Annotated in this window: 29 protein-coding genes and 1 pseudogene; 16 read left to right on the forward strand and 14 right to left on the reverse strand. The window is 62.6% G+C overall.

Going from position 1 to position 25928, the window contains the following annotated elements; genetic code table 11:
• The first annotated feature begins 99 nt into the window (after positions 1-99).
• Positions 100-1545: a chromosomal replication initiator protein DnaA gene (dnaA, locus tag PWG15_RS00005; RefSeq protein ID WP_275022444.1), complete on the forward strand. Its 1446-nt coding sequence runs from the start codon at positions 100-102 to the stop codon at positions 1543-1545.
• 56 nt (positions 1546-1601) lie between these two features.
• Here the strand turns inward: dnaA and gcvA are convergent, their stop codons facing one another.
• Entirely contained in the window at positions 1602-2546 is a 945-nt protein-coding gene (gene gcvA, locus PWG15_RS00010; protein WP_275022447.1) for a transcriptional regulator GcvA, read from the reverse strand.
• A gap of 136 nt (positions 2547-2682) precedes the next feature.
• Between gcvA and PWG15_RS00015 the strand changes: the two genes are divergently transcribed.
• The 6 genes and pseudogenes from PWG15_RS00015 (at position 2683) to PWG15_RS00040 (ending at position 7011) form a co-directional block, all read left to right on the forward strand.
• Positions 2683-3642 (forward strand): DMT family transporter, encoded by a 960-nt coding sequence (locus tag PWG15_RS00015; protein ID WP_275022449.1) that lies wholly within the window; start codon positions 2683-2685, stop codon positions 3640-3642.
• Between the two features lie 121 nt (positions 3643-3763).
• Positions 3764-4138, forward strand: coding sequence for a YciI family protein (locus PWG15_RS00020; protein ID WP_275022451.1), 375 nt, complete (start codon positions 3764-3766; stop codon positions 4136-4138).
• The gene (locus PWG15_RS00025) at positions 4135-5406 is read left to right on the forward strand and encodes an RNA polymerase sigma factor (protein ID WP_275022452.1); all 1272 of its coding nucleotides are present in this window, start codon (positions 4135-4137) and stop codon (positions 5404-5406) included. The genes PWG15_RS00020 and PWG15_RS00025 overlap by 4 nt, the downstream gene beginning before the upstream one ends.
• A 76-nt stretch (positions 5407-5482) precedes the next feature.
• Positions 5483-5896: a DoxX family protein gene (locus PWG15_RS00030; RefSeq protein ID WP_275022453.1), complete on the forward strand. Its 414-nt coding sequence runs from the start codon at positions 5483-5485 to the stop codon at positions 5894-5896.
• Between the two features lie 23 nt (positions 5897-5919).
• On the forward strand, positions 5920-6285 hold the full coding sequence (locus tag PWG15_RS00035) for a DUF1801 domain-containing protein (RefSeq protein WP_275022454.1): 366 nt from the start codon (positions 5920-5922) through the stop codon (positions 6283-6285).
• Positions 6286-6398: 113 nt separating this feature from the next.
• Positions 6399-7011, forward strand: a pseudogene (locus tag PWG15_RS00040) (glutathione S-transferase family protein).
• Positions 7012-7093: 82 nt separating this feature from the next.
• On the opposite strand, the gene hemW reads toward PWG15_RS00040, so the two are convergent.
• The 4 genes from hemW to rph all read right to left on the reverse strand — a co-directional run bounded on the left by hemW (position 7094) and on the right by rph (position 10175).
• The gene (hemW, locus tag PWG15_RS00045; protein ID WP_275024474.1) at positions 7094-8278 is read right to left on the reverse strand and encodes a radical SAM family heme chaperone HemW; all 1185 of its coding nucleotides are present in this window, start codon (positions 8276-8278) and stop codon (positions 7094-7096) included.
• A gap of 81 nt (positions 8279-8359) precedes the next feature.
• Positions 8360-9004 (reverse strand): RdgB/HAM1 family non-canonical purine NTP pyrophosphatase, encoded by a 645-nt coding sequence (gene rdgB, locus PWG15_RS00050; protein WP_275022455.1) that lies wholly within the window; start codon positions 9002-9004, stop codon positions 8360-8362.
• 17 nt (positions 9005-9021) lie between these two features.
• A complete protein-coding gene (locus tag PWG15_RS00055) occupies positions 9022-9441 on the reverse strand; it encodes a VOC family protein (protein ID WP_275022456.1) in 420 nt (139 codons plus the stop codon).
• Positions 9442-9455: 14 nt separating this feature from the next.
• Positions 9456-10175 (reverse strand): ribonuclease PH, encoded by a 720-nt coding sequence (rph, locus tag PWG15_RS00060; protein ID WP_065372208.1) that lies wholly within the window; start codon positions 10173-10175, stop codon positions 9456-9458.
• A gap of 161 nt (positions 10176-10336) precedes the next feature.
• Here rph and hrcA point away from each other — a divergent pair, with 161 nt between their 5' ends.
• A complete protein-coding gene (gene hrcA / locus PWG15_RS00065; protein ID WP_275022459.1) occupies positions 10337-11416 on the forward strand; it encodes a heat-inducible transcriptional repressor HrcA in 1080 nt (359 codons plus the stop codon).
• A gap of 163 nt (positions 11417-11579) precedes the next feature.
• The gene (grpE, locus tag PWG15_RS00070) at positions 11580-12188 is read left to right on the forward strand and encodes a nucleotide exchange factor GrpE (RefSeq protein ID WP_275022460.1); all 609 of its coding nucleotides are present in this window, start codon (positions 11580-11582) and stop codon (positions 12186-12188) included.
• Between the two features lie 90 nt (positions 12189-12278).
• On the opposite strand, the gene PWG15_RS00075 is transcribed toward grpE, so the two are convergent.
• The gene (locus PWG15_RS00075) at positions 12279-13514 is read right to left on the reverse strand and encodes a D-arabinono-1,4-lactone oxidase (protein ID WP_275022461.1); all 1236 of its coding nucleotides are present in this window, start codon (positions 13512-13514) and stop codon (positions 12279-12281) included.
• Positions 13515-13525: 11 nt separating this feature from the next.
• Positions 13526-14293 (reverse strand): SDR family NAD(P)-dependent oxidoreductase, encoded by a 768-nt coding sequence (locus PWG15_RS00080; RefSeq protein ID WP_275022462.1) that lies wholly within the window; start codon positions 14291-14293, stop codon positions 13526-13528.
• A 152-nt stretch (positions 14294-14445) separates the two neighbouring features.
• Here PWG15_RS00080 and PWG15_RS00085 point away from each other — a divergent pair, with 152 nt between their 5' ends.
• Entirely contained in the window at positions 14446-15258 is an 813-nt protein-coding gene (locus tag PWG15_RS00085; RefSeq protein WP_275022463.1) for a helix-turn-helix transcriptional regulator, read from the forward strand.
• Between the two features lie 43 nt (positions 15259-15301).
• On the opposite strand, the gene ptsN is transcribed toward PWG15_RS00085, so the two are convergent.
• From ptsN to lptC, 6 genes are all read right to left on the reverse strand, one after another.
• Positions 15302-15766 (reverse strand): PTS IIA-like nitrogen regulatory protein PtsN, encoded by a 465-nt coding sequence (gene ptsN / locus PWG15_RS00090; RefSeq protein ID WP_275022465.1) that lies wholly within the window; start codon positions 15764-15766, stop codon positions 15302-15304.
• 172 nt (positions 15767-15938) lie between these two features.
• A complete protein-coding gene (gene hpf, locus PWG15_RS00095; protein ID WP_104662637.1) occupies positions 15939-16511 on the reverse strand; it encodes a ribosome hibernation-promoting factor, HPF/YfiA family in 573 nt (190 codons plus the stop codon).
• 225 nt (positions 16512-16736) lie between these two features.
• The gene (gene rpoN, locus PWG15_RS00100) at positions 16737-18278 is read right to left on the reverse strand and encodes an RNA polymerase factor sigma-54 (protein WP_275022466.1); all 1542 of its coding nucleotides are present in this window, start codon (positions 18276-18278) and stop codon (positions 16737-16739) included.
• Between the two features lie 144 nt (positions 18279-18422).
• Positions 18423-19241, reverse strand: coding sequence for an LPS export ABC transporter ATP-binding protein (gene lptB, locus PWG15_RS00105; RefSeq protein WP_275022468.1), 819 nt, complete (start codon positions 19239-19241; stop codon positions 18423-18425).
• Positions 19242-19253: 12 nt separating this feature from the next.
• Positions 19254-19814 carry an LptA/OstA family protein gene (locus tag PWG15_RS00110; RefSeq protein WP_275022469.1) on the reverse strand — a complete coding sequence of 187 codons (561 nt, stop codon included), beginning with the start codon at positions 19812-19814 and terminating at the stop codon, positions 19254-19256.
• A gap of 15 nt (positions 19815-19829) precedes the next feature.
• On the reverse strand, positions 19830-20498 hold the full coding sequence (gene lptC / locus PWG15_RS00115) for an LPS export ABC transporter periplasmic protein LptC (RefSeq protein ID WP_275024475.1): 669 nt from the start codon (positions 20496-20498) through the stop codon (positions 19830-19832).
• A 263-nt stretch (positions 20499-20761) separates the two neighbouring features.
• On the opposite strand from lptC, the gene sppA reads away from it, so the two are divergent.
• The 3 genes from sppA (at position 20762) to PWG15_RS00130 (ending at position 22595) form a co-directional block, all read left to right on the forward strand.
• Entirely contained in the window at positions 20762-21721 is a 960-nt protein-coding gene (gene sppA / locus PWG15_RS00120) for a signal peptide peptidase SppA (protein WP_275022470.1), read from the forward strand.
• Between the two features lie 129 nt (positions 21722-21850).
• Positions 21851-22153 (forward strand): integration host factor subunit beta, encoded by a 303-nt coding sequence (locus PWG15_RS00125; protein ID WP_057247998.1) that lies wholly within the window; start codon positions 21851-21853, stop codon positions 22151-22153.
• 97 nt (positions 22154-22250) lie between these two features.
• Positions 22251-22595 (forward strand): DUF1049 domain-containing protein, encoded by a 345-nt coding sequence (locus PWG15_RS00130; protein WP_275022472.1) that lies wholly within the window; start codon positions 22251-22253, stop codon positions 22593-22595.
• A gap of 36 nt (positions 22596-22631) precedes the next feature.
• On the opposite strand, the gene PWG15_RS00135 is transcribed toward PWG15_RS00130, so the two are convergent.
• Positions 22632-23093: an SRPBCC family protein gene (locus PWG15_RS00135; protein ID WP_275022474.1), complete on the reverse strand. Its 462-nt coding sequence runs from the start codon at positions 23091-23093 to the stop codon at positions 22632-22634.
• Positions 23094-23401: 308 nt separating this feature from the next.
• On the opposite strand from PWG15_RS00135, the gene PWG15_RS00140 reads away from it, so the two are divergent.
• From PWG15_RS00140 to lspA, 3 genes are read left to right on the forward strand one after another with little or no spacing between them, the layout of a single operon-like run.
• Complete coding sequence (locus tag PWG15_RS00140) at positions 23402-24556, forward strand: class I SAM-dependent rRNA methyltransferase (RefSeq protein WP_275022475.1); 1155 nt, start codon at positions 23402-23404, stop codon at positions 24554-24556.
• Complete coding sequence (locus PWG15_RS00145; RefSeq protein WP_113536632.1) at positions 24553-25413, forward strand: TrmH family RNA methyltransferase; 861 nt, start codon at positions 24553-24555, stop codon at positions 25411-25413. Before PWG15_RS00140 ends, PWG15_RS00145 begins: the two co-directional genes overlap by 4 nt.
• Entirely contained in the window at positions 25410-25901 is a 492-nt protein-coding gene (gene lspA / locus PWG15_RS00150) for a signal peptidase II (protein WP_275022478.1), read from the forward strand. The genes PWG15_RS00145 and lspA overlap by 4 nt, the downstream gene beginning before the upstream one ends.
• Positions 25902-25928: the final 27 nt, after the last annotated feature.

The raw sequence follows: 25928 nt of genomic DNA on the forward strand, positions 1-25928 counted from the left end.
ATGCAGATGAATTTGGTGACGGCGGGCGCACTTCAGAAAGAAGGAGACGCATTCCAAGCCGGAAGCAATCTATCGCAGGCGGCGGGGGAAAAAGTCGACATGAGGCACGACGCACTGTTCGAGCGAGTAAGTGCGCGTCTCAAGGCTCAGGTCGGTCCGGATGTCTTTGCAAGCTGGTTTGGGCGTCTGAAGCTCCATTCCGTATCCAAGAGCGTCGTGCGCCTTTCGGTGCCGACCACGTTCCTGAAGTCCTGGATCAACAATCGTTATCTCGATCTCATCACGTCGATCTTCCAGCAGGAAGACGGCGAGATTCTGAAGGTCGAAATCCTGGTGCGCACGGCTACTCGTGGCGCCCGGCCGTCGACACAGGAAGACGTGCTGCCGCAGGCAACCGAAACGGCGCCAACTGCACCTGCGCGCCGTCCGGCAGCGGCCCAGCCGGTCGCAACCGTCGCCGCAGCGGCGGTCGCGAGTGTGCAGAAGCCGACCCAGGCGCCGCTTTTCGGCTCGCCGCTCGACCAGCGCTATAATTTCGAAAACTTCGTCGAGGGTTCCTCGAACCGCGTCGCGCTTGCCGCTGCCCGGACGATCGCGGAAGCCGGCGCCGGTGCCGTGCGGTTCAACCCGCTCTTCATCCATTCGAGCGTCGGCCTCGGCAAGACGCACCTCCTGCAGGCGATCGCCATCCAGGCGCTGCAGAGCGCACGTGCTCCGCGCGTAGTCTATCTGACCGCCGAATACTTCATGTGGCGTTTCGCGACAGCGATCCGCGACAACGATGCGCTGTCGCTGAAGGAGTCCCTGCGCAACATCGATCTCTTGATCATCGACGACATGCAGTTCCTGCAGGGCAAGTCGATCCAGCACGAGTTCTGCCATCTCCTGAACATGCTGCTCGATTCCGCCAAGCAGGTCGTCGTTGCCGCCGACCGCGCTCCGTGGGAGCTGGAATCGCTCGACAGCCGGGTTCGCTCGCGTCTCCAGGGCGGTGTCGCCATCGAGATGGACGGGCCCGACTACGACATGCGCCTCGAAATGCTGAAGCGCCGGCTGGACGTCGCGCGCCAGGACGATGGATCGCTCGACATTCCCGGCGATATCCTGAGCCATGTCGCCCGCAATGTGACGGCAAGCGGTCGTGAGCTCGAAGGTGCGTTCAACCAGCTTCTGTTCCGTCGTTCCTTCGAGCCGCAGCTCTCGATCGAGCGCGTCGATGAACTGCTCGGCCACCTCGTGAACGCCGGCGAGCCGCGCCGTGTGCGGATCGAGGACATCCAGCGCGTCGTTGCCAAGCATTACAACGTCTCGCGCCAGGAGCTCGTCTCCAACCGCCGCACCCGCGTTATCGTCAAGCCGCGCCAGATTGCCATGTATCTGTCGAAGACGCTGACGCCGCGCTCCTTCCCGGAGATCGGCCGTCGCTTTGGCGGACGTGACCACACGACGGTGCTGCATGCCGTGCGCAAGATCGAAGAGCTGATTTCGGGTGACACCAAGCTCAGCCACGAGATCGAGCTTCTGAAGCGTCTGATCAACGAATAGTCGCGGCTGGCCGTTACAAAGAAAGGCCCGGTTTTCCGGGCCTTTTTCGTTTTGAACTAGCGCACCGCCTTCAAAGTCGGTCGCTGAGGCGCCCTGATCGACGGGTCCTCGACGACCTGGGATGTGCGGGCCTCCGCGATGATCCAGCTGCGGAAGGCGACGACCGGCGGTCGGTCGAGAGCGGCCGGCGGATAGACCAGGTGATAGGCAAGGCCGGTCATCACCCCCTCCGGGAAGGGGGCCACCAGCAGGCCCTCGGCAAGTTCGCGCGCCACGAGTGACAGGCGCACCAGGGCAACGCCGTCGCCGGCCTTGGCCGCCTCGATGGCGCCGTTGCTGTTGACGAAGACCGGTCCTCGGCCGGGATCTACCCCTTCGGCTCCTGCCGCATCCAGCCACAGCCGCCAGTCCTGGCGGTGCACGTCGTGCAACAGCGCATGGCCGGCGAGGTCGCTCGGCGTGTCGAGCGGCAGCTTGGCCCGAAGTGCCGGATGGATGACCGGAACCGGGTCGTCGTCGATCAGCCGTTCGCTGACCAAGCCGTCATAACGACCGAGCCCATGCCGGACGGCGACGTCGACGCCGTCACTGTTGAAATCCGTCAGCCGGTTCGTGGTGCTGATGCGCACATCGATGCCGGGCACTTGCAGCTCGAAAGCGCCGATGCGCGGCACCAGCCATTGCGCGGCAAAGGTCGGCGTACAGCTCACCGTCAGCACCGGCGCGCGCTTGCGCGCCGTCAGCTCCTCTGTCGCCTCCCGCATCATGCGGAAAGCGCGTCTGAGCGTCGAAAAATAGATGCTGCCATCTTCGGTCAGAACCAGTTGCCTCGGCCGCCGCTCAAAGAGCGTCACGCCGAGCGTCTGCTCGAGCTCCCGGACCTGCAGGCTGACGGCGCCGGGCGTCACGTTGAGTTCGTTGGCGGCCTTGGTGACGCTCAGATGTCGCGCCGTCGCTTCGAAGGCGCGAAGGGAGGCGAGTGAGGGAAGGGATGTTGCCATGATTTAGCTGAACTCAATCATCCATCGAGAAATGATCGTTTGTTGGAAGCCTGTTTTCCTGAAAATAATGGCGAAAACTCACGGTGGTCAATACCGTCATGATTTAGTCTGACAAACAAAAAAGAGGGTTTCTGCGATGGTACAGCCTGTTCAAGCCAAGGTCATGGGAGCCCGGGAATGGGGCATGCTGATCCTTCTGTCCCTGCTATGGGGCGGCTCCTTCTTTTTCATCGGCATCGCCGTCAAGGCGCTGCCGCCCATCACCATCGTGGCGCTGCGGGTAAGCCTCGCCGCGATCGCGCTGCTCGTCATTATACGCCTGATGGGCTTGTCGATGCCGCGGGACCGTCGCGTCTGGCTGGCGTTCTTCGGCATGGGACTGCTCAACAACCTGATCCCCTTCTCGCTCATCGTCTGGGGGCAGACGCATATCGCCAGCGGCCTTGCCTCGATCCTCAACGCGACAACGCCGCTCTTCGGCGTGATCGTGGCGCATCTTCTGACCGATGACGAGAAGCTGACCGTCAACCGCTTCGCCGGCGTCGTCGTCGGTTTCCTCGGCGTCGCCATGATGATTGGCCCGGCAGCGCTTGGTGGCCTCGGCTCGAACCTGCTTGCCCAGATCGCCGTGCTCGGCGCAGCACTCTCCTATGCGCTCGCCGGCGTCTTTGCCCGCCGTTTCAAGCGCATGGGGGTCGCGCCGATCGTGACGGCGACCGGTCAGGTCTCCGCCTCCAGCATCATGCTGGTGCCGCTGTCGCTGCTCGTCGATCATCCGTGGACGCTGCCCGTGCCCGGGCTCGACGTCTGGGCGGCGATCGTCGGCATCGCCCTGATCTCGACGGCGCTCGCCTACGTCCTGTTCTTCCGCATTCTCGAAACGTCAGGTGTCACCAATCTGATGCTCGTCACCTTCCTGATCCCGGTCAGCGCCATCCTGCTCGGCGCGATGTTCCTCGGCGAAACGCTGGAGACCAAGCATTTCCTTGGCATGGCGCTGATTGCGGCTGGTCTGGCGGCAATCGATGGGCGGCTGCTGCGCCTCTTGCGCCGACCGGCGGTCGACCCCAACTTGGAATGCCGCGAAAACGGTTGAACGTTCCTTTTTACACGCATTGCGGGCCGGTGGGCGAAAGCACCACCGGCCCTGTTTTTTTCGTCACCGTTGTCGGCTATCTGTCGACGCCACCGTCTTTGTTTCAGGAGCAGGAGTTCCGATGCTTTACGCCGTGTTTTGCTACAACAACGAAAACGTCACCAGTGAATGGAGCAAGGAGCAGGATGAAAAGGTCATGCGCGACTTGGCGGCCGTGCAGGGCAAGTATGCCGAAGCCGGAAAACTTGGACCGGTGGCGCGCCTGATGCCGACGACAACGGCGACGACGCTCCGCCACAGCCACAGCGAGACGATCGTCACCGACGGTCCCTTTGCCGAGACCAAGGAGCAATTGCTCGGCTTCTACGTCGTCGATTGCGCGTCTGTCGACGAAGCGCTCGAATTTGCCCGTGACCTGAGTTCCGCCAATCCGGCTGCCGGCTCCTATGAAATCCGTCCCCTTGCCATCTACAAACCCAGTGAGCTTGCTTCATGACAGACACAGCCTGGATAGACCTCGCACTCGTTTCAGCCCGGCCGCAGGCAGTGGGCGCATTGCTGCGCTATTTCCGCAATCTCGATACGGCCGAGGAAGCGTTTCAGGAGGCCTGCATCCGGGCATTGAAGACCTGGCCGAAAAGCGGACCGCCGCGCGATCCGGCCGCCTGGCTGATCTTCGTCGGCCGCAACAGCGGCATCGACAAGGTAAGGCGCCAGTCACGCGAAACGGCACTGCCGCCCGAAGAAATTCTCTCCGACCTTGAGGATCAGGAGGGCAATCTCGCCGACCGGATCGACGGCTCCCACTATCGCGACGACATTCTTCGCCTGCTGTTCGTCTGCAGTAATCCGGCTCTGCCGGCAACCCAGCAGATCGCGCTGGCACTGCGCATCGTCTCGGGCCTCTCGGTCAAGCAGATCGCCCGCGCTTTCCTTGTCAGCGAGGCAGCGATGGAGCAGCGCATCACCCGCGCCAAGTCCCGTGTCGCGGCCGCCGGCCTTGCCTTCGAGACACCCGACGCCGCCGATCGTGCCGACCGGCTCGCGGCCGTAGCCACGATGATCTACCTCGTCTTCAACGAGGGCTATTCGGCGATGAACGGGCCGGACAGCGTCTCGGCCGATCTCTGCGGCGAGGCGATTAGGCTCGGGCGCCTGTTGCTGGAGCTTTTTCCCGCAGAACCGGAGATCATGGGGCTGACGGCGCTGATGATGATCCAGCATTCCCGCGCCCGGGCCCGCTTTGATGCGGACGGAGCCGTTATCCTGCTGGAAGACCAGGATCGTGGATTGTGGGACCGCCTGCTGATCGATGAGGCTCTGGCGATGATCGACAGGGCCATGGGCTACCGCCAGCCCGGTGCCTATCAGATCCAGGCGGCGATCGCCGCGCTGCATGCGCGCGCGGCGCGGCCCGAAGATACGGACTGGGCGCAGATCGACCTGCTCTATCAGGCACTCGAACGCCTGCAACCATCGCCGGTGATCACCCTGAACCGGGCGGTTGCCGTGTCGAAGCGGAAAGGCCCCGAGGCCGCGCTTGCGATGATCGAGCCGCTCGCCGACAAGCTGTCGGGCTACTTCTATTTCCACGGTCTGAGCGGGCATCTCCTGAAACAGCTCGGCAAGGTGCGCGAGGCGCGCGTTGCCTTCGATCATGCCATAGCGCTTGCGACCAACGCCGCCGAATGCGCCTATATCCGCATGCAGCTCGACAAACTCGACGAGCTCGACGAGGAGCCCGGTCTCACCGAAAAAAGATAAAATTTGGAGAGGCCTGTCGGGACCGGTCGGCTTGTTTCGTCCTTGAGCTGACAACGAGATCCAAGGAGAGATCCCAATGAACACCAGTCTTGCCATTCCTGCCCCGACGGCCAGGTCCGTCATCCTCGGCCGTGTCTTGAGCGGCGTGCTCGTGGCCTTCCTTGTCTTCGATGCCGCGATCAAGCTGGTGCCGCTTCCGGTCGTCACCGAAACCATGGTGGCGCTTGGATACTCCGCGGATCAGAACCTTGCGCGTCTGCTCGGCGTGCTCACGCTGCTCTGCACCGTGCTTTACGTGATCCCGCGGACCTCGATCCTCGGCGCCATCCTGCTGACCGGCTATCTCGGCGGCGCCATGGCGACACATCTTCGTGCCGGTAGCCCGCTTTTCACCCACCTGCTCTTCGGCTTCTATCTCGGCGTCATCGCCTGGGGCGGCCTTTGGCTCAGAGATCCGCGGGTGCGCAACCTCATCCCGTTCAAGAACTGACCTCCAGCGATCGGAAGACGGCCATGACCAAGACAGTGAACGACTACATTGCCGGTCTTTCCGGCACCCCCGCCGAAGTGGCGAAGCGTTTGCATGCCGCGCTTCTGGCGGCGGGCGGGCTGACAGACATCGTCAAGTGGGGCCATCCCGTCTACGAGGCCGGCGGCACGGTCTGTCTGCTCAAGGGCGCAAAGGATCATGTCACCTTCGGCTTCTGGCGCGGCGCCGAGATGCTCGATGTCGACCCTCGGCTGGAGAAGGGCGGCGGCAAGGGCGATATGGCCTATATCCGCGTGCGTAGCGTCGACGATGTCGACGACGCCCAGGTCGCCCGGCTCGTTGCAAGGGGCATCGAACTCAATCGCCTGAAAGGCGATCCGATGAAGTAGCGATTTATGAAACAAACTTGCAAGGCGGTTGCGAAAACAGAGCGCCTTTATCGCAGCGGATGCAATATCTCTTCGCGGAAGACGGAAATTACCCCAGATCCCGCGAGGCAGCCATGATCCTCTACTATCAGACCCATTCCCCTTTCGCCCGCAAGGCACTCGTCTTTGCCCATGAGGCTGGTCTTGCCGACCGGCTGAAGGTCATCCACCACGAGACCAGCCCGACTAGGCGCAACGACGATGTCTATGCTGAAAATCCGCTCGGCAAGGTGCCGGTGCTGCTTCGTGGCGGCGACGAGCCGATCTTCGACAGCGATGTCATCTGCGCCTATCTCGATACGCTGCATGATGGACGCAAGCTGATCCCCGAAAGCGGCGAGCCGCGGTGGCGCGTTGCGTATGCAGTCCGTGGCGCAGGTGCTTGCCCAGACCGGGATCGGCCTGCGCTGGGAATGGGAGCGGCGCCCGGAGCACCTGCGTTATCCGGCGCTCGCCTCGGGTTACGAGGAGAAGATCGAGGCAACCTACGACTGGCTGGAGCAGGCGCTGTCGCCTGTTGAAGACGTCGATATCGGCCAGATCGCACTCGCCACGACGCTCTCCTGGATGGCGTTTCGCGACCTGCCGTCGTTCCGCAACCGCCCGTCATTGACCCGCTGGTTCGATGCCTTCGAGGAACGGCCGTCGATGCAGGCGACGCCCCTTTCCGGCGAAACGTTCGATTGAAACCGTAGCCGGCGAAAACCGCCTGAAGCGGTGCCAGGAAAAGGATGGCGCGGTTTTCCGTCCGGCGTTGCGTCCTGCCGCCTCAGGGGCAGGCGAGATCAGCGACAACCGCGTCGAGGATCAGCATGCCGGCCGGCGTGCAGCGCAGGCGCGAGTTGCCTAGCCGCTCGATGAAGCCGTGGTCGATCAGGAACTGTTCGCGCTCCGGGTCCGGATCGCGGCCAGAAAGGGTCTGCCAGCGGGCAAGATCGACGCCTTCCTTCAGGCGCAAGCCCATGAGCAGCAGTTCGTCGGATTGCGCCTCGAGATCCAAAGATTCCCGTTCGATCATGCCGTGGCCGTAGGTCTCGACAAGGTGCAGCCAGTCCTCGGGCTTGCGCTCCGTGGAGGTCGCAATCTTGCCGCTGCCGATGCCGAGGCGCCCATGGGCGCCGGGGCCGATGCCGGCGTAGTCGCCATAGCGCCAGTAGGTGAGGTTGTGCCGGCTTTCGGCACCCGGTCGGGCGTGGTTGGAGACTTCATAGGCCGGCATGCCGATCGATACCGTGATCTCCTGAGTCGCCTCATAGAGCACCGCCGATTGCTCGCCGTCCGGCACGACGAGCTTGCCGGCCTTGTGCAGTCCATAGAAGGGCGTGCCTTCCTCGATCGTCAGCTGGTAGAGCGACAGGTGGTCAACCGCATAGGAGACGGCTTCCTTCAGCTCGCGCTCCCACTCGTCAACTGTCTGGTTGGGGCGGGCATAGATCAGGTCGAAGGACATGCGCGGGAAAATCTCGCGCGCCAACCGGATCGCCTTCAACGCATCCTCGACATTGTGCAGCCGCCCGAGGAATTTCAGGTCCCGGTCGTTCAGCGCCTGGACGCCGAGCGAGACACGGTTGACGCCGGCAGCGCGGTAGCCATGGAAGCGCGTCGCTTCGACGCTCGAAGGGTTGGCCTCCATAGTGATCTCGATGCCGTCGGGCACGTGCCAATGGCGGGCGATGCCCTGGAGGATCGCGTCCACCGTTGCCGGCTCCATCAGCGACGGCGTGCCGCCGCCCATGAAGATGCTGGTGACGGTGCGGGGGCCGGAGAGTTCGCGCACCTCCTCCATTTCCTTGAGGAAGGCGGACACGAAGCGTGGCTGGTCCACCGGCTGGTGGCGCACATGGCTGTTGAAGTCGCAATAGGGGCACTTGGCTGCGCAGAACGGCCAATGCACATAGACCCCGAAGCCGGGGTCCATGCCGTCACCGATCGCCGATAGCGTGGCTGTCTGCATTATTGCGTCTCTCATGGTCGCTTCCAACAGGGAGGGGATGCGAGCGGAAAACCGCACACACTTTTCCTCATCCCGCTCCGATCAGGCTCCGAGGCAGGTCTCGGCAAAAGTCTTGAAGGCGCGGGCGCGGTGCGACAGGGCCTCAGCGTCGCCCGGCTTCCAGCCGTGCTTCTCGTCGGCGCTCATCTCGCCGAAGGTGGTCTCGTAGCCTTTCGGCTGGAACACCGGATCGTAGCCAAAGCCCTGGCTGCCGCGGGGCGGCCACACGACGTAACCTTCGACTTCGCCGCGGAAGAGTTCCACATGGCCGTCGGGCCAGGCAAGGCAGAGCACCGAGACGAAGCGGGCGGTGCGCTCGGAAGGCGCGGTGGCGCCTTTCTCCTGCAGTGCCTTTTCGACCTTCTCCATGGCCATTGCGAAATCGCGGCTGCCATCCTCGCGCTCGGCCCAGTTGGCGGTGTAGACGCCGGGCGCGCCGCCGAGTGCATCGATCGCGAGCCCGGAATCGTCCGAAAGCGCCGGCAGTCCGGAAGCCTTGGCGGAGGCGAGCGCCTTGATCGTGGCGTTCTCCTCGAAGGTGGTGCCGGTTTCATCGGGCTCGATGAAGTTGAGGTCCGCCGCCGACTTCGCCTCGAAGCCGAGCGGGCCGATGAGATCGCGGATCTCTCGGATCTTGCCGGCGTTGTGGCTGGCGACGATCAGCGTCTTGTTGTCGAGTTTGCGCATAGTGTCTCGCTTCATGTTCATTCGATGGACCAGAGGCCCGGTTCCGCACATTCAAGGCTGTTTCCGGCCGGGTCGCGGAAATAGAAGGACCGCGCCCCGTTCGGCCAACGAAGATCGCTTTCGATGGTGACGCCGGACGCTTCGAGCTTCCCCTTCCAGGCGTCGAGCGCTTCAGCTGCGACCCGGAAACACATATGCCCCCGACCGGTCGTACCGTGCGGCGGTACCGGCAAGGCTGCGTCCGGCGCTGGCGGTTTCACCGTTTCGGCCGGATTGAAGATCAAGAGCACGCCTTGGCCGCAGCGGAAGAACACGTGCCGGTTACCGGCGCGGGTGATCCTTTGCAGGCCTAGAACGCCTCCGTAGAAGGCCTCGGCGGCATCGAGATCCGCCGCATAGAGTGCGGTCTCGAGAATGCCTTCCAGCGCCGGGGCCATTTCCGTTCCTTTCTTCAGCCGGCGATCGCCTGCTTCTGCAGCGCGACCAGTTCGGCAATGCCGTTCTTTGCCAGGCCCATCAGGCTTGCGAATTCCTCTTCCGAGAAGGGCTTGCCTTCGGCAGTGCCCTGGATCTCGACGATGCCGCCCGAACCGGTCATGACGAAGTTGGCATCGGTCTCGGCGGCCGAGTCTTCCAGATAGTCGAGGTCGATCACCGACTGGTTGGCAAAGATGCCGCAGGAGATGGCGGCGACATGGTCCTTCAAGACCTTCTCGACCTTGACCATGTTGCGGGCTTCCATCCACTTCAGGCAATCGTACAGCGCGACCCAGGCGCCGGTGATCGAGGCCGTGCGGGTGCCGCCGTCGGCCTGAATGACGTCGCAGTCGATCGAGATCTGGCGTTCGCCGAGCGCCGGCAGGTCGACGACCGCGCGCAGCGATCGGCCGATCAGTCGCTGGATTTCCTGGGTGCGGCCGCTCTGCTTGCCGTTTGCGGCCTCCCGCTTCATGCGCTCGCCGGTGGCGCGCGGCAGCATGCCGTATTCCGCCGTAACCCAGCCCTTGCCGCCGTTGCGCAGCCAGGCCGGTACCTTTTCTTCAAGGCTGGCGGTGCACAGCACGTGCGTGTCGCCGAACCGCACCAGACAGGAGCCTTCCGCGTGCTTGGAAAAATTGCGCTCGAAGGAAACCTTGCGCATTTGATCGGTTTTTCTGCCGGATGGCCGCATCGTCAAACTCCTATCGTATCTGGTGAGCCTTCTAGAGCATGGCGCAAGCAAAGGGAACCGGTGGATAGCCGGGGGACTGATCGATTTTTCCCTTTTGCCATCGGGCGGCAGGATCACTATATTCCGGGCACCGCAGGATGTGCCTGCAAGTGTGGAGTGACATGGTACTGCGCAATCCCGGAGCAATGGAAATCGCAGCGGCGCTGGACGAGCGCTCGGGCGAGATTTTCCGTCGCATCGTGGAAACCTATCTGACGAGCGGCGAGCCGCTCGGCTCGCGCAATCTGTCGCGGCTCCTGCCGATGTCGCTCTCTCCCGCTTCCGTTCGCAATGTGATGAGCGATCTCGAAGACCTCGGTCTCATCTACTCGCCGCATGTCAGCGCCGGCCGTCTGCCGACCCAGACGGGGCTGCGCTTCTTCGTTGATGCCTTCATGCAGGTCGGCAAACTCTCGGTCGAGGATCGGGCGTCGATCGACCGGCAGGTGCGGCGCGATGACCACAAGCAGCCGGTCGATGCGCTGCTGACCGAAGCCAGTCAGATGCTGTCGGGCATGTCACGTGGGGCCGGCCTCGTCATCACCGCCAAGGCCGATCCCGTGCTGAAGCATGTCGAGTTCATTCGCCTGGCGCCGACCAAGGCGCTTGCCGTTCTCGTCGGCGAGCACGACCAGGTGGAAAACCGCATCATCGAACTCCCCGCCGGGGTCACCAGCTCGCAGCTCACCGAAGCGGCGAACTTCCTCAACGCCCATCTTGCTGGCCAGACGATCGCCGAGGTGCGCACCCAGCTCGAAAAGGTGAAGCAGACGGTGCGCGGCGAACTCGACGCGCTGTCGCAGGACCTCGTCGAGCGCGGCCTTGCCATCTGGTCGGGGAATGAAGGTGATGAGAAGCCGGCGCGATTGATCGTGCGCGGCCGCGCCAACCTGCTCGAAGGACTTGAGGGAGCCGAGGATATCGATCGGCTCCGAATGCTCTTCGACGACCTCGAAAAGAAGGACAGCCTGATCGAACTGCTCGATCTTGCCGAGAGCGGCCCGGGTGTCCGGATTTTCATCGGCTCGGAAAACAAGCTGTTCTCTCTCTCCGGCTCCTCGCTGATCGTCGCGCCCTATCGCGATGGCGAGGATCGCATTGTCGGCGCGGTCGGTGTCATCGGGCCGACGCGGCTCAACTATTCGCGCATCGTGCCGATGGTCGATTATACCGCGCAGCTGATGTCGCGGCTTTCCCGTTAAAGGCGGGCTTTTGGCCGCGCACGCGATTGAACCCTTGATTTTTCGGCCCCAAACCTCGATATCGGCTTCAAATCCAGTCCCAGGGCATTTTTGCTGAAACGCAGGCTCGCGCTTGCGACGTGGAAATGCGAAGGACGATAGAGACGACACTGCGGAGAACGTCATGACCGACGATACGAACAAGCACGGACCTGAGGCCACCGACGAGGTATTTGATGCCGCGCCCGATGCCGCTGAAGCTGCGCCGGTTGCCGAGCCCGATCCGTTGGAACTCGCCAAGGCAGAGAGCGCCGAGCTGCGCGACAAGTATCTTCGGCTTGCCGCCGAAATGGACAATCTGCGCCGTCGCACCGAGCGCGACGTCAAGGATGCCAAATCCTACTCTGTCGCCGGTTTTGCCCGCGACATGCTGGCCGTTTCGGACAACCTGCGCCGCGCGCTCGATGCCATTCCGGCCGAAGCCAAGGAGGCTGGTGAAGCCGGCCTCAACACGCTGATCGAAGGCGTGGAAATGACCGAGCGCTCGATGCTTTCGGCGCTTGAGCGCCACGGCGTCAAGAAGCTGGAGCCGGAAGGCCAGAAGTTCGACCCGAACTTCCACCAGGCAATGTTCGAGATTCCCAATGCGGAGGTGCCGAACAACACGGTGCTGCAGGTCGTCCAGGCCGGTTACGTGATCGGTGATCGCGTTCTGCGTCCGGCGATGGTAGGCGTCTCCAAGGGCGGCCCGAAGGTCGTGGCCGCCGAAAACGGCGACGCACCGTCTGCCTGATCCAACTGGCCAGAGCTTAAAAAACGCCGCGCAATCTTCGCGCGGCGTTTTTGTTTGGGCGAAAGACCGGAGCGGCGCCAGCCACAATCGCTATCCGAAAAGCTGCTGCAGGTGATCGTTGAGGAAGCGGCCCTCTGGATCGACCTTGGCCCTCAGCGCCCGGAAGTCGCCCGCACGCGGATAGAGCGCGGTCACGTCCTCGGCGCCGAGGAAATGCAGCTTGCCCCAGTGCGGTCGTGAGCCGTACTGCCGCAGGATCGTATCGACGTCCTTCAGATAGTCCCAATAGTCGGTGCCCGGCTCGCCCGAGACCGAGAGCGTGATCGAGTCTTGCTCGAAGAAAGGGCTGATCCAGCCCGTGTCTCCGGCGGTGAAACGGTACTCGATCGGATAGATGCAGGTCGGGTGCTTTTCCAGCATCAGCTTGCGCACCGCTTTCACCGCTTCCTTGCCGTGGGCGACGGGCACCGCATACTCCAGTTCGTGGAAATTCGGCACGTATTCGATCGGGTAGATCTCGGAGGAATAGGCGATCTTCTCGAAGCGTTGCTCCATCGGCACCTCGTCGGTGATGTCGATCACCTTCATCTCGCAGACGTCGGAAGTGCTGTCCGTCGTCGAGACCGACGCGGTGTCCGGCAGACAATAGCAATGCCGGCTCTCGGGCACCGGGCACCAGAAGAAGCCAAAATGGCGGTGCTTGGCGGCAAGTTCATCGTGCTGCTCGATCATTTCGTCGAAGGTGCAGCGCCAGAGCTTTTCGTGGAGGTTGTAGCTGTCCATCGCCTGCAGCGTGATCTCCGAGATCACGCCGAGCATGCCGACCGACACGCGCGCGGCCTCGAGCAGGTCCGGCGTCGTTTCATCGACGATGAGAATGCTGCCATCCGGCTGCACCAGGCGCATGCCGACGATCTGCGAGGCCATGTTGCCAAGCTTGGCACCGGTCCCATGCGTACCGGTCGTGAGCGCGCCAGCCAGCGCCTGACTGTCGATGTCGCCCTGATTGATCAGCGACAGGCCGTTCGATTTCAGCACCTTGCCGAGTTGATTGATGGTCGTGCCGGCCTTCACCGCGACGCGCTTGCGTGCGTAATCGATGCCGACGACACCCTGCATGCTGGAGAGCGTCAGTTGCAGCCCGCTGGTGAGCGCCACCGGGGTGAAGGAATGGCCGGAACCGGCGCAGCGCACGTTCAGCCCTTGCGACGTCGCCTCGCGCACCATTTCGGCCAGCGCCGCCTCGCTGTCCGGCGCGCCGCGATGGCGCACGATGCATGATTGGTTTCCGACCCAGTTGCGCCAGTGGCCACCTGCCTGAAGCATTTTCCCCTCCCTCAAACCGCGGTGAAGCAATTGTCGACGAACAGATGCGTGCCGTTGATGAAGCTCGCCTCGTCGCTGACCAGAAACAGCGCCGCATTCGCCACCTCTTTCGGGTCGCACATGCGGCCCTGCTGTGCGGCAATGGCTGCCTCAGAGACGTCGACGCCATATTTGCTGAGGCCGACAAGCTCGCGCTTGCCATGATCGGTGGCGATGAAGCCGGGGCAGACGGCGTTGCAGCGGATGCCGCGGTCGCGGAACTCGACGGCGATGGCGCGGGCGAACATGTGGCAAGCCCCTTTGGTCGTGTCGTAGAGTACCTCCATCGGCGTCGCGGCCACGGCAGAGATCGACGAGGTGCACACGATGCTGCCGCCACCGGCGGAAAGCATTCCGGGCAGAACCGCCTTGGTCATCAGGAACATGCTGCGCACATTCACCGCCATCAACCGGTCCCACTCTTCCTCTTCCGTTTCAAGGAAGGGGCCTACGGCCAGAATGCCGGCGTGATTGAAGAGCACGGTGATCGCGCCGAACGCCGCTTCGACGGTTTTGACGGCCGACGTCACCTCGGCTGAGACCGAGACGTCGGCGGGTGCGAAGATCGCCTCGCCGCCATTGGCGCGGATCGCTGCCGCGACCTCCTCACCCTTGCTGCGCGGCAGGTCGACGATGCCGACCTTGGCGCCTTCGCGTGCGAAAAGCTCTGATGCCGCCAAGCCGCATCCACCCGCGCCACCGCTGATCAGTGCCACCTTGCCTGAAAGCCTGCCTGCCATTGCGCTCTCCTCATCGCGTTCGTCGCCGCGCTCGCCAAGGGCGATCCGTTTTTTACGACGAACTGTTGCTCTCTCCCGGGGGAATTATTGTTGACGAAGCAGGGGCTGTCGATATCCCATGGGGGATACGGGGAGCGGGGGATGAAACCGGAATGCTGGCAAGGGAGTCCGCCGATATATCGGCGATGATCGGTCTGATCGGCACGCAGGATTTCGGCCAGGCGCTCGACCGGATGCTCAGATCGGTCACCAGCTTCGATCTCTCTGTCGCCTTTGCCTATCCCTACGACGCAAGGCCGATCGTGCTGCACGACGGCTACACGGCGAAAGTATCGGCAAGCGCGCTGTCTGCCTATCTCGGCGGCGCCTATCTGCTCGATCCCTTCTACGTAGCCTGCTGTGCTGGCCAGCGGGCCGGGCTCTGGCGCATGCGTGAACTCGCGCCGGACCGGTTCTTCCAGTCAGATTTCTCTTCGTCCGCCGAGGTTCATCCCTGCGTGTCGATGGAAAAGGGTGTCCTGGTGGAGGAGGTGGGCTTCGTCATTCCGCTCGATGGTGGCCTGCAGGCGACCTACTCGCTGATGCGTGGCCGTGGCGGAGAGCCCTTCAGTGAGGCCGAACTCGAGCGACTGCGCGTGTACGAGCCGATCGTGCGCGAGGCGGTCCGCTCGAACTGGCGCCAGCAGGGCCAGAGCTTTGCGCCGCCGCCCTCGGAAGAGGGCGACGATGCGATGGAGGCGGCGTTCGACAGCCTTTGTTCGGACCGGCTGACGAAGCAGCAGCGCAACATCGTTCGCCTGATCCTCAGGGGGCACAGCAACCTTTCGATCGGCAAGGTGATGAACATTGCCGAAGGAACGGTCCGGATCCATCGCAAGAACATCTATCGCCGGCTCGGCATTTCGAGCCAGGGCGCTTTGTTCCGGATTTTCATAGATCATTTGAACGGTCGTCAGTTTTACTGACGCGGGCACTGCGCGTCCGCCGGACGCGCGCCGTTCGCTATTTTCAGGCGGCGTGCGAGGTCGCGTCGTCGTCGAGCAGCGTGTAGATCGCGCTGGCGGAATCGCTCGAGCGGATCTTGGCGACCATATCCTGATCGCGCAGGACGCGGGCAATGCGCGACAGGGCCTTGAGATGATCAGCGCCGGCGCCTTCCGGGGCGAGCAGCAAGAAGACGAGATCGACCGGCTGGTCGTCGAGCGCTTCGAAATCGACAGGCGTTTCCAGTCGCGCAAAGATGCCGATGATCGAGGGAAGATTGTTGAGCTTGCCGTGCGGGATGGCGATGCCATTGCCGACGCCGGTGGAGCCAAGACGCTCCCGCTGCAGGATCACGTCGAAGATTTCGCGCTCGGGAAGCCCGGTGATCTTAGATGCTTTTGCCGCCAATTCCTGGAGGAGCTGTTTTTTCGAGTTGGCCCTCATGGCCGGGATGATCGCATTTTGATGCAGTAGACCTGCCAATGCCATTCTTTTGTCCTCGTTCGCCGGTTAGAGCCGGACAACATCATCATAAATGCGTCGCAATGGCTCTAACCATCTTTGTCATGGCGGGTTCCATGCACAGAAAAGTCACACTTTCCGGCCTGCCCGCTGATTATGGGCGCGGGGAGCGCCGGCGTGCCGGCACTCCCCTATCCGCTCATGCTTTGATATTGGCAGCGTCAATCCAGCCAATATTTCCATCGTTGCGTCTGTAGACGATATTCAGATCGTCCTTGCCGGGGCTACGGAACATCAGGACGGGTTCATCGGTCATGTCGAGCGCCATCACAGCGCTGGCGACAGACATCGTCCTCAATTGTTTCGTGCTTTCGGCGACGATCGTCGGTGCATAATCCTCGGGGACCTCATCGTCCTCGAACGGCACCGAATCCATCACTGTGTAAGCCACTTCGGCAGCGTTCTGTCCGTTGCCGTTATGGTGATCCTTCAGCTTGCGCTTGTAGCGACGCAGACGCTTTTCGATGCGATCTGACGCCGCGTCAAACGCAGCCTGTGGGTCGTTCGCCTGACCGTTCGCCTGCATAACCACGCCCGTATCGAGATGAAGCTTGCAGTCGGCGCTGAAGCGCGGCCCGGATTTTTCCACAGTGACCTGGCTTGAATATCCTCCGTCGAAATATTTGGTAACGGCCTGCTCGATCTGCTCGCCGATGCGGGCTCGGAACGAATCGCCGATTTCCATCTGTTTACCGGATACACGCACACTCATGGAGTTTCCTCTCTCGTTCGTGATTTGCGCAGCCAGTCTATTCCAAGCGGTCCCGTCATCCAAGCCTTTCAGACTTGCGGGCGCGCCTCTGTCGCAGCTACCGGTCGTACCGGTCCGCTTCCGGGGCGAGCATGTCCCCGGCAATTGCGGCGGGCTCATATCGCCTGTGTCGGAGAGAGTCAATCGAAGGTCGCAAAAAAGTTAATGCGGCTTAACTTCCGGTGCTCAGAAACCGGAGGCCTTGGCCAGAGCCCGCTTTTCCCGTCGCCGCTGCACGGAGGAGGGGATGCTCATCGCCTCGCGATATTTGGCGACAGTGCGGCGGGCAAGGTCGATACCAGCCTTCTTGAGGATGTCGACGATATCGTCATCGGAAAGCACCGCTTCGGCGCGCTCTTCCTGGATCATGGTGCGGATCCGGTGGCGCACCGCTTCTGCCGAATGGCTGTCGCCACCCTCGGCCGAGCCGATCGAGACGGTGAAGAAATATTTGAGTTCGAACAGCCCGCGCGGCGTCAGCATGTATTTGTTCGAGGTGACGCGGCTGACGGTCGATTCATGCATCTTGATCGCGTCGGCCACCGTCTTGAGGTTCAGCGGCCGCAGGTGGCCGATGCCGTTGGCAAGGAAGGCGTCCTGCTGGCGGACGATCTCGGTCGCAACCTTCATGATCGTCCGGGCGCGCTGGTCGAGGCTGCGTGTCAGCCAGTTGGCATTCTGCAGGCATTCGTTGAGGAAGGCCTGGTCGGCGCTGTTCTTCTGCGTACCACGCGAGACCGAAGCGAAATAGTCCTGGTTGACCAGCACCCGCGGCAGGGCGTCCGGATTGAGTTCGACCATCCATGAGCCGTCGGGCGCGGTCCGAACGACGATGTCGGGCACGATCGCCTCGCTGACGCTGGTCTCGAAACTGGTTCCGGGCTTCGGATCGAGCTTGCGGATTTCCGCCAGCATGTCGATCAGGTCCTCTTCGTCGACGCCGCAGATCTTCTTCAGCGTCGCGAAATCGCGCCGTGCCAGCAATTCGAGATTGGCAAGCAATGCCTCCATCGCCGGATCGAGGCGGTCGCGGGCGCGCAGCTGGATCGCAAGACATTCGCCGAGCGAACGCGCGAAGACGCCGGGCGGATCGAACTGCTGCAGCGTCAGCAATACCCGCACGACATCCGCGTGTGCTGCGCCCAGCCGTTCGGCGACTTCGCCAAGGTCCGCCTGAAGATAGCCGGCGTCGTCGAGCTGATCGATAAGGTGCTGTGCGACCAAGCGGTCCGAAGGGGCAGGCAGCGCGAAGGGTAGCTGCTCCGTGAGCGTCTCCCGCAGGCTCTTGCGGCCTGCGACGAAGTCGTCGAGGTCGTAGTCGTCGCCCTCGCCACCGCCCGGCATCGATTTCCACTGGCCGAGCAGTTCGGGTGCATCGGCGCGTTGCGGCGCCGTGTCGTCCTGAAACACATTGGCGAAGTCGGCGTCGAGCTGCTCGCCGAGCCGTTCGCCGGTGGGCGATGTGGCGCTGTCGTAGAGATCGGCCTGCCCACCCGTTTCGTCGCCTGTTCCGGCCTCGTCGCCAACCATGACGTCGCCGCGCTCAGCCATGCCTGGCAGATCGTCATTCGCCTGAAATTCAAGCAGCGGGTTCTTTTCGACTTCCTGGGCGATGAACTGGTTGAGCTCGAGATGCGTCATCTGCAGCAGCTGAATCGACTGCATCAGCTGTGGTGTCATCACCAGAGACTGGGACTGGCGCAGATGAAGGCTGGCGGACAGTGCCATGCTGACGCGAAACTCCCGAGAAAATCTCTTGGGCCGCGGTGCTTCTCCGGTCGCCGGGGTGGCCCTTATCAATTGGCCCAAAAATTGCTTATCGAGAAGGTTTGGTCAAGCGTGGTCGCGGGCGGAATCGCCCGCGACGCGGCTTCAAAGGCTGAAATTGTCGCCGAGATAGAGCCGGCGCACGTCAGGATTGGTGACAATATCGTTGGCGCGACCGTGGGTCAGCACTTCGCCGGCATGGATAATATAGGCGCGGTCGATGAGGCCGAGCGTCTCGCGAACGTTGTGGTCAGTGATCAGCACGCCGATGCCGCGCGAGGTCAGGTGACGGACAAGCGCCTGGATATCGGCGACCGAGATCGGATCGACGCCGGCAAAGGGCTCGTCGAGCAGCATGAAGGTCGGGTCGGTCGCAAGCGCACGGGCGATTTCGAGACGCCGCCGCTCGCCACCCGAAAGCGCAATCGCCGGGGACTTGCGCAGATGGGTAATGTTGAACTCGCCGAGCAGGTCGTTGAGCTTGCTCTCGCGCCGCTCCAGGTTCTTGTCATGGACCTCGAGCACGGCGCGGATGTTTTCCTCGACCGTCAGTCCGCGAAAGATCGACGCTTCCTGCGGCAGGTAGCCGACGCCAAGACGGGCGCGCCGGTACATCGGCATGGTCGTGACGTCGTTGCCGTTGATCTCGATCGAGCCTTCATCGACCGGCACGAGGCCAGTGATCATATAGAAGCAGGTCGTCTTGCCGGCGCCGTTCGGCCCGAGCAATCCGACAGCCTCGCCGCGCCGCACCACCAGTGAAACGCCGTTGACGACCCGACGCTCGCGATAGGCCTTCGTCAGGCCGCGCGCGATCAGCGTGCCGTCGTAACGAGCCTTGTCGACCGCGTGTCCGGAAGCGACCGCAGCTGTCGCCGACGGCTTTCGGACCCGTTTGCGCTTGTGAAGGAAAGGAAATTGCACGAGCGGTCTACGTCAGTTCTTCTTGCGGGACTGCGGGTCGAGCTGGATCTGCACGCGGCCGCCGCAGGCTTCGAGCTGAGCCTCCCCGGTTTCCATTTGAACGTTGAGCTGGCAGCCGACGAAGACGTTCTTGCCTTCCGACAGCACCACCTTGTCGCCCTTGAGCACGAAGACCTGCTTCGTCATGTCGAAAGAACCGGTGTCTGCCGTTGCCTGCTGCGTGCCCGAGCTCAGGAAGACCTTCTGGCTGACCTCGATGCGGTCGATGTCGGCGTCACCGCTCGAAACCGAGCCGCCGCCGGACTTGTAGAAGACCACCATGTTGCCGGCCTGGAGCGTCGTCGTGCCCTGGACGACCTTGACGTTGCCGGTAAAGATCGCCTTGCTCTCCGGATCCTTGATCTCGAGCTTGTCGCTCTCGATCTGAATGGGCTTGTCGTTGGAGAGTTCAAGGCCCTTCATCTTGCTGGATGTGGCCTGCGCCGAAGCGCCCGAGACAATAATCAAAGCGCCGACGCCGGCTATCGCCAGGCTGGCGGAAATCTTGAAAAAAGAGGCGGTTGTGACCGACATGGAGTGCACCGGGTCCTATTTCGCGTTCTTGCGGATGGCGGCGGGCTCGACGTTCACCCTCACCATGCCCTCAAATATTACAATACGTCCCTTATCCGTCATTCGCAGCGTCTGCGCAATGATCGAACCGCCCTTCATGCTGATCGCAACGGGCTGTTTCGATTCCATCTCGCCGGCATTGATGTCCAGATAGGCCGACTGAAAGTCGGCGTTGATGCCATTATTGACGGAAATGGTGAACGGGGCGTTCATGTCGAGCGTATTGGCGCCGCGGTCGTAGATGCCGTTGGTGGCGTCCACGGTCGCGACCATCGAATCCTTCATCGGCATTTCCGCATGGATCGTCTGCAGCGTGATGATATCCGGATTGGCGATATCCTGGAGCGCTCGCTGGGCCTTCATCGAATAGCTTATGCCCTGCTTGTTTCGGCCGGAGATGGCCGGATTCTGCATCACGATCTTACCGTCCTCGATCGTCGCCGTTTCGAGTTGCAGATCGACGGGCATGAAGGCTCTGACGAAGGAAACGGCGGCGAAGATCACCGCTATGACGCCAGCGACCACGGGCAGGATCACCTTCAGGCGCCGAACGCGCACGGAGTGCCTCGCGGCGAGCGCATAGGCGTCGGCGGAGCTCTCACCCGTATCGGCAAAAATGCCCGGGGCTGGCGCGTGATTCAACATGAAAGGGCCTGTCGGTTCTACTGCTTTTATCGCTGAACCCATCAAAGGGTCATATACATACACTGGTGTAAGTCGTCGCAAATATGGATATTTTTTGCTGCCGCACAATGGCGCTGCAAAAAAACTCGGGTGAAGCACGAAAACGCCAGCCGCGGCTTTCAACCGTGGCCAAGCGCGTTTATGGAATATGCCTCTGCGCGCGCAGATAACACGTTCCCGCGGAAACTGACAGAAGCTGCGCCAACAATTCGGGAGAAACCCACATGGACGAACTCGCCATCGCCGATCGCCGCAGCCTGCGCCGGAAACTGAGTTTCTGGCGCTTTGTGGTGGCGGGGCTGCTTCTTGTGGCAGCGCTCGCGATCTTTGCCTGGTCGGGCGCTGCCGAAGAGGTCGGCCGCACCCGTCAGCAGGTGGCGCGTGTCACCATCAGCGGTCTGATTCAGGACGACCGCGAGCTCCTGGAGCGGCTCCAGAGGATCGCCGATAACGACAGCGTCAAGGCACTGGTCGTCACCATTTCGTCGCCGGGCGGCACCACCTATGGCGGCGAAGTGATCTACAAGGCGATCCGCAAGGTCGCCGCCAAGAAGCCCGTCGTCTCCGACGTCCGCACGCTCGCCGCCTCTGCGGGCTACATGACTGCGCTGGCCGGCGACACGATCGTCGCGGGCGAAAGCTCCATCACCGGCTCCATCGGCGTTATTTTCCAGTATCCGCAGATCAAGGACCTGATGGACAAGCTCGGTGTGTCGCTGGAATCGATCAAGTCGCGGCCGCTGAAGGCGGAACCTTCGCCCTTCCATCCGGCGAGCGACGAAGCGAAGGCGATGATCCAGACGATGATCGATGACAGCTATGCCTGGTTTGTCGACCTTGTTGCCGAGCGCCGCAAGCTGCCGCGTGCGGAGGTATTGGTGCTCGCCGACGGCCGCATTTTCACCGGACGCCAGGCACTGAAAGCCAAGCTCGTCGACACGCTTGGCGGCGAGGACGAAATTCGCGCCTTCCTCGCGGAAAAAAAGGTATCGAAAGACCTGCCGATCGTCGATTGGGAAGCACCGCGCACGACCCTGCCTTTTGGCCTCGGGGCGATCGCCGCCAACTGGATCAAGATGTTGGGATATGACGCTTTTCCGGCAATGAGCGGCCTCGAAAAAATTGCGGGCGACAAGTTGTTTCTTGACGGTCTTGTTTCGGTTTGGCAGGTTGATGGTCAATGAGGAAGGCGACATATGCCCAGCCTGAACCGTCCGGGGACTGGCGGCGCGGTCGCAGCGTCTGCCACACTCGGTCGGTAATCACCATGCAGACCGAAAAAGCAAAACAAACAAGAATTTGAGGGGGCGACAGTGATCAAGTCAGAACTGGTGCAGATTGTTGCGGCTCGCAATCCGCATCTCTACCACCGCGACGTCGAAAATATCGTCAATGCGGTCCTCGATGAGATCACCGATGCGCTCGCATCAGGCAACCGGGTTGAGCTGCGCGGCTTCGGCGCCTTCTCCGTCAAGAATCGGCCCTCGCGCTCCGGGCGCAACCCACGCACCGGCGATTCCGTTTTCGTCGAGGAAAAATGGGTGCCGTTCTTCAAAACCGGCAAGGAATTGCGCGAGCGCCTTAATCCCGGCATGAATGGTGACGACGAAGACTGATCGTCTTTCTCGGTCTCCGCGGGCTGGTGCAGTGGACGCCCGTTGTCCCGCGTGGCCAACGCAAACCACGCGGCCGCTCGCAAGCTGGAGCGATTGAATGTTCAAGAAACTGATCAATATCGTTGTTCTCATTCCGGTTGGCGTGATCCTGATCGTTCTCAGTGTCGCCAACCGCCAGAGCGTGACGCTGGCGCTCAACCCCTTCCGTCCGGAAGACAGCGTACTTTCGGTCAGCGCGCCCTTCTTCGTCTTCCTGTTCCTTGCCGTCATCGTCGGTGTGATCCTCGGCGCGGCAGCGACCTGGTTCAGCCAGGGCAAGTACCGCCGCCGTGCACGCACCGAGGCGAACGAGGCGGTAAAGTGGCACCGCGAAGCCGAGAAGCATCGTAGCCAGGCTGAAAAGCTCGCCACGCAGGCGACGCTTGCAGCACCGCAGAGCTGATCTGCGACAATCGGTTGTCGCGCCGCAGGCCGCCGGTCAGCCCGTCGCTTGCGCCGGCTCGCCGCCAACGGCGGCGCCAAAATCTGCAAAGAACTGCTGCGCCAGTTTCTTTGCGGTCGAATCGATGAGGCGAGAGCCAAGCTGGGCGAGCTTGCCGCCGATCTCCGCCTTGACGTCGTAACGCAGCACCGTTTCCGCGCCATCCTCCGTCAAGGTGACGTCCGCGCCCCCCTTGGCAAAGCCGGCGATCCCGCCCTTGCCTTCGCCCGAAATCGTATAGCCTTCCGGCGGGTTGAGGTTCGAGAGCACGACATTGCCGGTGAAGGAAGCCGAGACCGGCCCGATCTTGATCTTCACGACCGCCGCAAGTTCGGTCGGCGACGTCATCTCCAGCGACTGACAGCCGGGGATGCATCGTTTGAGGATTTCCGGATCGTTGAGGCCGCGCCACACCGCGTCGCGCCCAGCCGAAATCCGTTCTTCGCCGGTCATGTCCATGCGCTTTCCTCCCATTGCAGTGCCGCGCATCGGCATCGACGCGCCAAGGTCGCTGTAACACACTAGGCCTGCTGCAGAATTTTGTCCTCAAGCCGGTTCCGGCTCACGGAAATTCGCGGCGGGTTCTCCCGCGCTGATCTTCGCAAAACGGAAACGACTTTGCCAAGTGCATCAGCGATGCTATTTGCACCTTCAGTAGATGCCGCGGCTGAGGGCTGTGGCGACAAACCTCATGGCGTCCGCCCGCTCGCGCTCGATACTGCGTCGGGCAGGCGGCACATGCTCTAACAAAGCCCAGGGATCTTAGCGTGAAGGAAAAGGACCGGCGGTCGAAGAATGCCTCCGTGACGACGGCCAAGGGCCGCGGCGCCGAGGCGCGTGGCGGCGGTCGCCATGGGGAGAAGCGTCCGGCAACGCCCAAGGGCGGCGGCTTCAAGGAGCGGCCGGCGCGCGCAGCGGCTGCGCAGGGTACGGAGACGCGGGACAGGCCCGTCAAGCAGCCAGCCATGCAGGAGCCACCCTTGCGGGTAATCGCCCGGCGAACCGGCGAAAAGCCAGCCGAGCGTGTGCCTCTCATCCTCGAGACCGTGGGCGCTTCCGGGTACCATCTGATCGACAGCGGCGCCGGCGAGAAGCTCGAACAATACGGCCCCTATCGCATCGTGCGCCCAGAGGCGCAGGCGCTCTGGCCACGCAGCCTCCCGGACAGCGTCTGGGAAAAGGCCGACGCGATCTTCACCGGCGACACCGACGAGGACGGCATGGGCCGCTGGCGCTTTCCCGGCGCCGTGCTCGGCGAAACCTGGCCGATGCAGCTTCTCGGAACGGATTTCCACGGCCGCTTCACCTCGTTCCGCCATGTCGGCGTGTTCCCGGAACAGCTCGCGCACTGGAGCTGGGTCAAGGACCAGGTAGAAGCTGCCGGCCGGCCGCTCAAGGTTCTGAACCTCTTTGGCTACACCGGCGTCGCCTCGCTGATCGCCGCCAGGGCCGGCGCCGAGGTCACCCATGTCGACGCCTCGAAGAAGGCGATCGGCTGGGCGCGCGAGAACCAGCTGCTGGCGCGGGCCGAAAAGTTGCCGATCCGCTGGATCTGCGATGACGCGATGAAGTTCATCCAGCGCGAGGAGCGCCGCGGCAGCCGCTATGACATCATCCTGACAGATCCGCCGAAGTTCGGCCGCGGGCCGAACGGCGAAGTCTGGCAGCTCTTCGATCACCTGGCGGCGATGCTCGACATCTGCCGCGAGATCCTCTCGCCGGAGGCGCGCGGCCTGGTGCTGACCGCCTATTCCATCCGGGCGAGCTTCTATTCGATCCATGAACTGATGCGCGAGACGATGCGCGGCCGCGGCGGCCGGGTCGAATCGGGCGAGCTCATCATCCGCGAGGGCGGGCTTGACGGCCGCGAGCCGGGAAGGGCGCTTTCGACCTCACTCTTCAGCCGCTGGGTACCGCAATGACGAACGACAGAAGCGAACACGGCACCGGTCGTGTGGGTCAGGTAAAGGAGGTCACGAGCCTCACCAACCCGATCATCAAGGACATCCGCGCGCTGGCACAGAAGAAGCACCGCGACGAGACGCGGTCCTTCATGGCCGAGGGCCTGAAGCTGGTGATCGATGCACTCGATCTCGGCTGGAAGATCAAGACGCTGATCTACGCCAAGGCAGCCAAGGGCAAGCCGCACGTGGAGCAGGTGGCGGCGAAGACCTTCGCCAAGGGTGGCCTGGTGCTCGAGGTCAGCGAGAAGGTGCTGTCGACGATCACCCGCCGCGACAATCCGCAGATGGTCGTCGGCATCTTCGAGCAACGCTACCAGGCGCTGAAAGACCTGAAGCCGCAACTGGGCGAAACCTATGTGGCGCTCGACCGGGTGCGCGATCCCGGCAATCTTGGCACCATCATCCGCACGGCCGATGCTGCGGGTGCCTCCGGCATCATTCTCGTCGGCGAGACCACCGATCCGTTTTCGCTCGAAACCGTACGCGCCACCATGGGCTCGGTCTTCGCGATGCCGGTGGCGCGCGCCAGCGCAGAGGATTTCATCCGCTGGCAGAAATCCGCCGGCGTGAAGGTGGTTGCTACCCATCTCGCCGGTGCCGTCGATTACCGGACCATCGATTACAAGTCGAAGCCCGTGGTGATCCTGATGGGCAACGAGCAGGCCGGTCTGCCGGAGGAGCTTGCCCGCGAGGCAGGCGCGCTGGCACGCATCCCGCAGGCGGGACGCGCCGATTCCCTCAACCTCGCGATCGCCACCGGCATCATGCTGTTCGAGGCGCGCCGTCATCTGCTGACGCTGGACGCCCGCGCATGAGCGAGAAGCAGGTTCTGTTCTCCCGGCCACTGCCGATCGCGGTCTTCATCGTCGTGGCGCTCATCGCCGACCAGGTGATCAAGTATCTGGTCGAGCTTTACCTGCCCTTCAACCAAGCGGTCCACGTCGTGCCGATGCTGGCGCTCTACCGCACCTACAACTACGGCGTCGCCTTTTCGATGCTGTCGGGCATGGAAGGCTGGTTCATCGTCGGCATGCGGCTCATGGTCGTCGCCTTCGTACTCTGGCTCTGGAAGCGCACGCCGAAGGACCGGTTCTTCGCGCATTTCGGCTACGCGCTGATCATCGCCGGTGCACTCGGCAACCTCATAGACCGGCTGATCTTCGGCTACGTGATCGACTACATCCTCTTCTACACGGAAACATGGTCCTTCGCCGTCTTCAATCTGGCCGATACCTTCATCACCATTGGTGCCGGCGCCATCATCCTTGACGAGTTGCTGCACGCGAAAAAAGCCGATCGTTAAGATTTTACCGGTGCCTTGAAGCCATTC

The sequence above is a fragment of the Ensifer adhaerens genome (assembly GCF_028993555.1).
Taxonomy (GTDB): domain Bacteria; phylum Pseudomonadota; class Alphaproteobacteria; order Rhizobiales; family Rhizobiaceae; genus Ensifer; species Ensifer adhaerens_I.